Annotated in this window: 4 protein-coding genes; all 4 read right to left on the bottom strand. The window is 34.3% G+C overall.

The window, feature by feature from the left end; translation table 11 throughout:
- Positions 1–21 precede the first annotated feature (21 nt).
- Positions 22–1,386: a CapA family protein gene (locus GSA01S_RS08530; protein WP_066126642.1), complete on the bottom strand. Its 1,365-nt coding sequence runs from the start codon at positions 1,384–1,386 to the stop codon at positions 22–24.
- 117 nt (positions 1,387–1,503) lie between these two features.
- A complete protein-coding gene (locus tag GSA01S_RS08525; protein ID WP_066126640.1) occupies positions 1,504–2,700 on the bottom strand; it encodes an ATP-binding protein in 1,197 nt (398 codons plus the stop codon).
- 936 nt (positions 2,701–3,636) lie between these two features.
- Positions 3,637–6,072 (bottom strand): glycyl radical protein, encoded by a 2,436-nt coding sequence (locus GSA01S_RS08520; RefSeq protein ID WP_083513278.1) that lies wholly within the window; start codon positions 6,070–6,072, stop codon positions 3,637–3,639.
- Between the two features lie 119 nt (positions 6,073–6,191).
- Positions 6,192–6,932, bottom strand: a complete 741-nt coding sequence (locus GSA01S_RS08515) for a DeoR/GlpR family DNA-binding transcription regulator (protein WP_066126644.1) — start codon at positions 6,930–6,932, stop codon at positions 6,192–6,194.
- Positions 6,933–7,233 lie beyond the last annotated feature (301 nt).

Below are 7,233 nucleotides of genomic sequence, written 5' to 3'. Positions count from 1 at the left end.
ACTTCTTGCCCACTCCCTAATTTAGCGTTTAATATCTTCTGCTTCTTGGGAGGCAGCTGTTTCAAGATGGGTCATCACTTTCGCATCCGCTTCAAAATAATTCATCCGTTCTTTAATAGTCTCCCACCATAACTCACCGTCTGGAATTTGATATAAATTATAATCGGCTAATGGCACCACTTGATACATTTTTTCTGCTTCGATACCTAAATTAAACGTTGGCATGAATTTAGGATTTTCGACTTTCACCATACCTTCCGCATCTTTGGTAAAGGTCACTTCCGTAATGCCACCAATTTTATTATCCAGTTCACGTTGCCCGGTTAAAAAGCTGGCTTGAGAATAAATCGCAAAGGTTTGGTCACCATTGTACCAATCATAGGGTTGTACACAATGCGGATGCCCACCTAAAATTAAACTTACTCCCGCATCACTCAATGCTTGATAAATATAAAATTGTTCATCATTTGGTAACGTATCATATTCACCACCTAATTGTAATGAGACGACAATCGCATCGACTTGTGGTTTTAATTTTTCAATTTCCGCTAACATCACCGGTAAATCAATTAAATTAATCAAATATTCCTCACCAGCGGGTACCGGGACGCCATTGGTTCCATAGGAATAAGCCAGAAAGCCTAATTTAATCCCATTTTTCTCAATAATACGTGGGGTGTTATAGTCTTCCCAAGATTCATAACTGCCATAATATTCTAACCCAGTATTTTGGATATTATGAAGGGATGAATAGACACCTTGACTGGACCAATCCAAGCTATGGTTAGTCGCATTGGATAAGATGTCGATACCAATATTTTTTAGATTGCCCAAAATCGCATTCGGTGCATTGAAGCTAGGATAGCCTGATACAGGTAAATCGGGATAGGCTGCAATAATTTCCATATTGGCGACTGTGACATCTGCATACTCGGTATAGGGCTTGATGTAGTTCAACATGGGCATAAAATCAAAATCAGCTTCTGAATCAAAATCGGCTTCCGTAAAGCCTTCTTTCAACATCGCTGCCTTAGTATTTTGATATAAATCAGAATAGGTGTCCGCCATCCAAGAAACACGATCATGGATTAACACATCGCCTACTGAACGCAACACTAATTGATGTTCTTGCGCTTGATAAGGTTGTGGACTCTCTTTGGTTTCTAAACCTTCAAATAAGAAAGCAAGGGATTGATTTTTACTTAGATCTTGTTCTTGAGTTGTTTCGGAATGGGTGGTTGCTTCCGTAGTTGTCTCTTGATGTGATTCGGTCTGTTCACTCGCCACCTCTTCAGCAAAAATAGGTGTCAACGGCGATGTCGCAACATTGACTACTAATCCGAATAGGGTCACTTTGGTTAGATATTTTACCAGATTGTTTTTCATTTAAGCACTCCTCTAAATAATCATGTCTCGTATACTAATATCATACCATGGATAACGGCTACTACCAGTAATTTTATAAAATTTTATCGCGGTTATGAAAAGTTTAGGAAAGATGAATTAATCGGTCTCCAATAACCAATCCACTACATAAACCACTCTGATTCCATCTATATCTGATACATCCTCATAGCGTCCTGTAATTAACACTTTTTGATAATTATCTTTTAATAATAACAGATTATCAGTTTCATGTGTGTTAGATGGGATTTGGTGTGTGACTTGATAATAAATGGTAGTATCAGGTTTTCTGGCAATAAAATCAATTTCTTTATCATCAATTCTTGCAATAGAAACTTCATAACCTCTTCTTAACAATTCAATATATACAAGGTTTTCAAGTCTGTTTCCATAATTGCCTCCCTGAAAACTCACTGCTTCATTTCTTAAACCATTATCAACCATGAAATATTTTGAGTTTTGTTTTAAATAACTTTTCCCTCGAATATCATAAGACTTAGCTTCATAAAATAAATAGGCGTCTTGTAACAATTCTAGATAACGATTCACCGTATGATTTGAAATAGATAATTTTTCTGATTTTAAAATATTAGCAATTCTATTCGAATTTATCATTTGTCCAACATTATCTGCTAAAAAACTGACCACTCTTTTTAAACTAAAAGTATCTCTGATTAATCCTCTATCGGCAATATCATTTAGAATAATCGAATCATATATCCCTGAAAGAATAGTTGTTTTTATTGTCTCATCTGAATAGACAACACTTGGAAACCCACCATATCGTTCATATTCTTTGTACATCAAATCAACTTTTCGACTTTCAATCGCAATATTTTTACTTTCTAAAAATTCTTTAAAAGAAAATGGGTAAACAACAATTTCAACGTATCTACCACTTAATAAGGTTGCTAATTCACCCGATAGCAACTTAGCATTAGATCCTGTAATCACGATATCACAGTTAAAGCTTACTCTAAGACCATTAATTACTTTCTGCCACCCATCTACCCATTGAATTTCATCTATTAATAAATAATATTTCTGAGATTTATTTTTTATCATATTTAGTAATAGTTCTGATAGCTTGACTTCATCTTTTACATTCAAATACTCAAAAGCTTCTAAGTTAATATAAATAATGTTTTCAGGTGAGATTCCTTCTGAAATTAAATAATCTCGGTATTGCATTAATAAGACTGATTTTCCAGAACGTCTCACACCTGTTATAACCTTAATGAAATCACTATCTTTAAATTGTTTTAATTGATCTAAATATTTTTTTCTAATGTACAATTGTTTCACCTCTTTTATATTGGAACTATAGTTCCAATTATACCATTATGCATTAGTGGTTGGAAGTATAATTCCAATCGTAGTCATATTTCGTCTTATTTGGAAGTATAGTTCCAAGATTCGGTGGTTTTTTCCTGAGTTGGAAGGATGGTTCAAATTTATGCGGTTTTTAATGGGAGTTGGAAGGATAATTCTAAACGTTGTTGATTTTGCCTTAGTTGGTAGTATAGTTCCTATCGCCGGTGATTCTCCTTGAGTTGTTAGGATAGTTCACTCCGTATCTTTTTTCTAACTAAAAATCTGTTCAAAATCGAGTAGGGACGGCTTCTCGTCCCTCTCACACCACCGTGCGTGCCGTTCAGCACACGGCGGTTCAACTAACCCGTTTCCTTTCTTGTTTCGCTGTTCGTTCATATCCTACTTTATTGGGGCTACACTTTCTCTATACGAGGGAACATTCGACCAATCGGATTCCTCATTGAACACAATTCGAGATTTCTAAACAATGTTAATTGTTCAGCTCTTCGCTCCACTTCCATTACGAAAGCTTCAACACTACTATGGCTTCGGCTGACTTCTCATGATTCGTTATTATTACGTCTGTGACGTTCATGAGACCTCACGGGATAAGTCATACATCTTTCCTCGTTTAGTCCACAATTTACACGCATAGGTTACGGCTATCTATTTGTACTTTAATGCTTTTAGCCATCTCATCCGCTATATGCGCCTTCGTATTGTGTTCCTGCTCGTGGAGCCATGATTTCTCTATCTCTTCTTCTCCCCGCCACCTCACGGTGTTCAGGCTTGAGAATCGCTAAGAGGTTCACCGATAGCAGGTGCCCTCAGGGACTTGCATCCTAAGTGTATAACATGCCCGCCATACTAAAAAAGAAGCTAGTTGATAAGACTAGCTTCATAAATAATTGAGGTCGATTATAGGGTATGCTCTGTTCTTTCAATAATATCATCTTGAGTTGCTTTTGATAAAACGTTGAAGAATGCAGAGTACCCTGCAACTCTCACAATTAAATCTCGGTGATTTTCAGGATGTTTTTGAGCATCAATTAGTGTATCTCTTGAAACAACATTATATTGTACGTGATAGCCTTTCAATCGATTAAAGAATGCACGTACCATCATAATCAATTTTTGTTTATCCTCTTCTTTAGATAATGTAGAAGGATTCACTTTTTGGTTTAATAATACTCCTCCTACAATTTTTTCGGTATTTAATTTTGAAACAGATTTGAATACACTCGTTGGTCCATTCTTATCCATATTATGTGATGGTGAACAGCCTTCTGCAAGTGGTGTCCAGGCATTTCGACCATTCGGAGTTGCCATTGTTCCTAGTCCTTGACCCACATTAGCTGAAATTGAGGAAGTACCTGCATAACGTTTTCCACCAATTGGGCCTTTTCCAAAACGAGTATTCGGATATTTATCAATTTCATCAATATAACTTGAATAAGCATCCACAATTAATTGATCGACATAATCATTATCGTTACCATATTTAGGTGCTTCTTCTAAAATTAATCGTTGAATTTCTTGCCCTTTTTCTCCTTGGAAATCATTTAGTATAGCATCCCATAAATCTTCTTTTGTTATTTTTTCATCTTCATAAACTAACTTTTTAATTGCTGCTAAAGAGTCTGCCATATCAGCAATACCAACTTGTAATCCAGAAATGAAGTCATATTTTGCTCCACCTTCTTTAATTGGTTTACCCCTTCCAATACAATCTTCCGTTAACGCAGAACATAATATATCTGGAACCATTCTTTCTAGACCTAAGTCACAAGAATTTTCTACGATTACACTCATTCGTGTGATTGATCTTAATATCTTATCCCAAGCAGCCATTAATTCATCAAAACTCTTCATGTCCTTAAAGTGACCATATCCCTTGGTAAATCGAAGTCCTGTATTTGGATCAACACCATCATTCATGGTAATAAGTAATACTTTAGGGAAATTGACATAAGACATTCCTGTACAACGATATCCCCATTTTCCTGGAACAGCTGTTTCAACACAACCAATTGCTGAGTAATCATAAGCATCTTCTTTTTCAACTCCATAATCAATGAATGAAGGGATAATTACTTCGTCATTATTGAATGCTGGCATCCCAGTTCCCAATTTCACAACTTCAATAGCCTCATTCATGAAATCAGGATTTAAATTTGCATGATATCGAACAGTTAAGTTTGGTTGTGGTAATTTGGTTTTCGCAAAAGATTTTAGTACTAAATAAGACATTTCATTGACAGCATCTTTTCCATCGCGTGTTTGTCCACCGACAGTGACATTTTGATACATTGGGGATCCTGCTGATGATAATGTATGGGATTGTGAACGGATTTTATTTACAGTTTGTGATTTTATCCATAAATTCGATAATAATTCAATGGCTTCATCCTCTGTAATAATTCCTTTTTTAAGATCATTTAAATAAAATTCATTCATATACTGATCAAATCTTCCGAATGACAATGAATGGCCATTAGATTCAATTTGTAAAATCACATGAATGAACCAAACAGACTGTACTGCTTCATGAAAATTTCTAGCTGGTTCATATGGTACTCTTGAACAAATCTTTGAAATTTCTATTAATTCTTGAGCACGTTTTGGACTAGCTTTGTACGCCATATTTATTGCTAATGCAGCAAAGCGATTACTATAACTACGAATTGCCTCAATAGTTATTAATATGGATTGATAAAAATGATATTTATCAATGGCGCCATCGGCTGCTAAATCCAATTCATCTAGCATTTTTTGAGTATATTCTTCATAACTTTTTAATCCTTCACGGATAACTTTTGAATAATTAACAGCCAAATGAGCGTCACCGGCATTCATCTTTCCTTCCATTCCAAAAAATCCTAAAAACGGTCTTATTTCTTCTGGTAAAAGGTTTTTAGAATAATCTCTTAAACATTTCCCTTCCCAAAACGGTGCCATGTCTCGTAAAGCTTGCTTAGTCTCTTCTGTAATATAAAATACATCACCATCACGCAGCTCGAAAGTATCAAGTTCATTTAAAATAAATTCTAGTGTATATTCAGGAAATACCGGTGCATTATTATTTGCTGAAGCTTGGTTACCAACTAATAAAGTTTCATCTTCAATATATAAAGTCATCTTTTCTAAAATATTTTGTAACATACGCGCACGTTTGATATAAATATGCTGACTCATATTTTCTTGGTAAGCTTCAGTCGCCAAAATAGCTCTTTCAGCATCAATAAATGGTTTTTTATCAAGGACACTATTTCGGTAACTTTTCATTCGTTCGGTTAGATAACCAAAATAAGGCATGTTTTTACTAGTTTCTAAAGTAGCTTCCATCTTTATCATCCTTTCATTTGAAACTTATTAATATTCTATTCGTAATTAATTTTACCGTTAATTCTCCTATTTTTCAATTAAAAAGAAAAAAAAGAACGTGCTTGCACCTTTGTGCGAGCACATTCAATTTACATATAAACCTTTATTTTTTTGTTTATTAAGTGTTCCATTGATTCTTTTGAAATTCCTTTATCGGTATAAACTCTAGACACTTCTTGGGTGTCGAAAAGTTTTACTGGTCCTTGTTTGCCAAATTTAGAGGAGTCCGTTAGCACAATCGTTTCTTGAGACAGTTTTGATAATTCACGGACTACTTCTGTTCTAGCTAAATTAACCCCAGTAAATCCTCTTTCTGGTGTGTAACCATCAACTCCAATATAAAATTTTTCAACAAAAAAATTACGAGCCATCTCAATGACTAAAGCTCCAATATTAACTTGTGACTCTTTCTGAAAGATTCCACCCAATAATATTACTTCAATTTTAGTTGACTCTCTCAAACGATTAGCTATAAAAACTGAATTTGTAATGATTGTTAGTACCTTACCACTAGATGATAATTCATCTGCCAATAAAGCACACGTGGAGCCAGATTCTATTAATATTGTTGCCCCTTCTTCAATATCGTTGGCTGCTATTTTTGCGATATTTTGTTTTATATTAAAATTAATTGACATTCTAAAGTTCATATCATTTTCATTATTAATTTGAGCAAATCCATGTTGTCGTTGAATTATACCCCGTTCTTCTAATTTTGTGAGATCCTTCCGAATTGTAACTTCTGAAACATTTAGCATTTCTGAAAGAGCTGCCACTTCTATCTTTTTATGTTCATTTATTATTTCAATTAATTTCTCTTCTCTAGTCATCATTATCAATCCTTCATTATGATAACCTTATATTATCATATTCCTTATAAAATTAAAAGTTTAAAACAAAATATAGTTTCATTCGAAAATAAAAACAATTCCAATCGAACTTATTTTGTGGTATGATAATCTTGTAAGTCTAGTGGTAATAAGTCAAGAGAAAAATAAATTATTTTAGACTCGGCTTTTGATCATTTAGGTATTTAAAGGCGCACTAAATAAACACTCGTGAAATCACGTTTTTTCACGAACTTTATTAACCGTTTCTTTTATTTTGTTCGCCTTTTATCTATGCAACCCC

Source organism: Globicatella sanguinis NBRC 15551 (assembly GCF_001552295.1).
GTDB lineage: Bacteria > Bacillota > Bacilli > Lactobacillales > Aerococcaceae > Globicatella > Globicatella sanguinis.
This window is presented reverse-complemented; position numbering and strand designations above follow the sequence as displayed.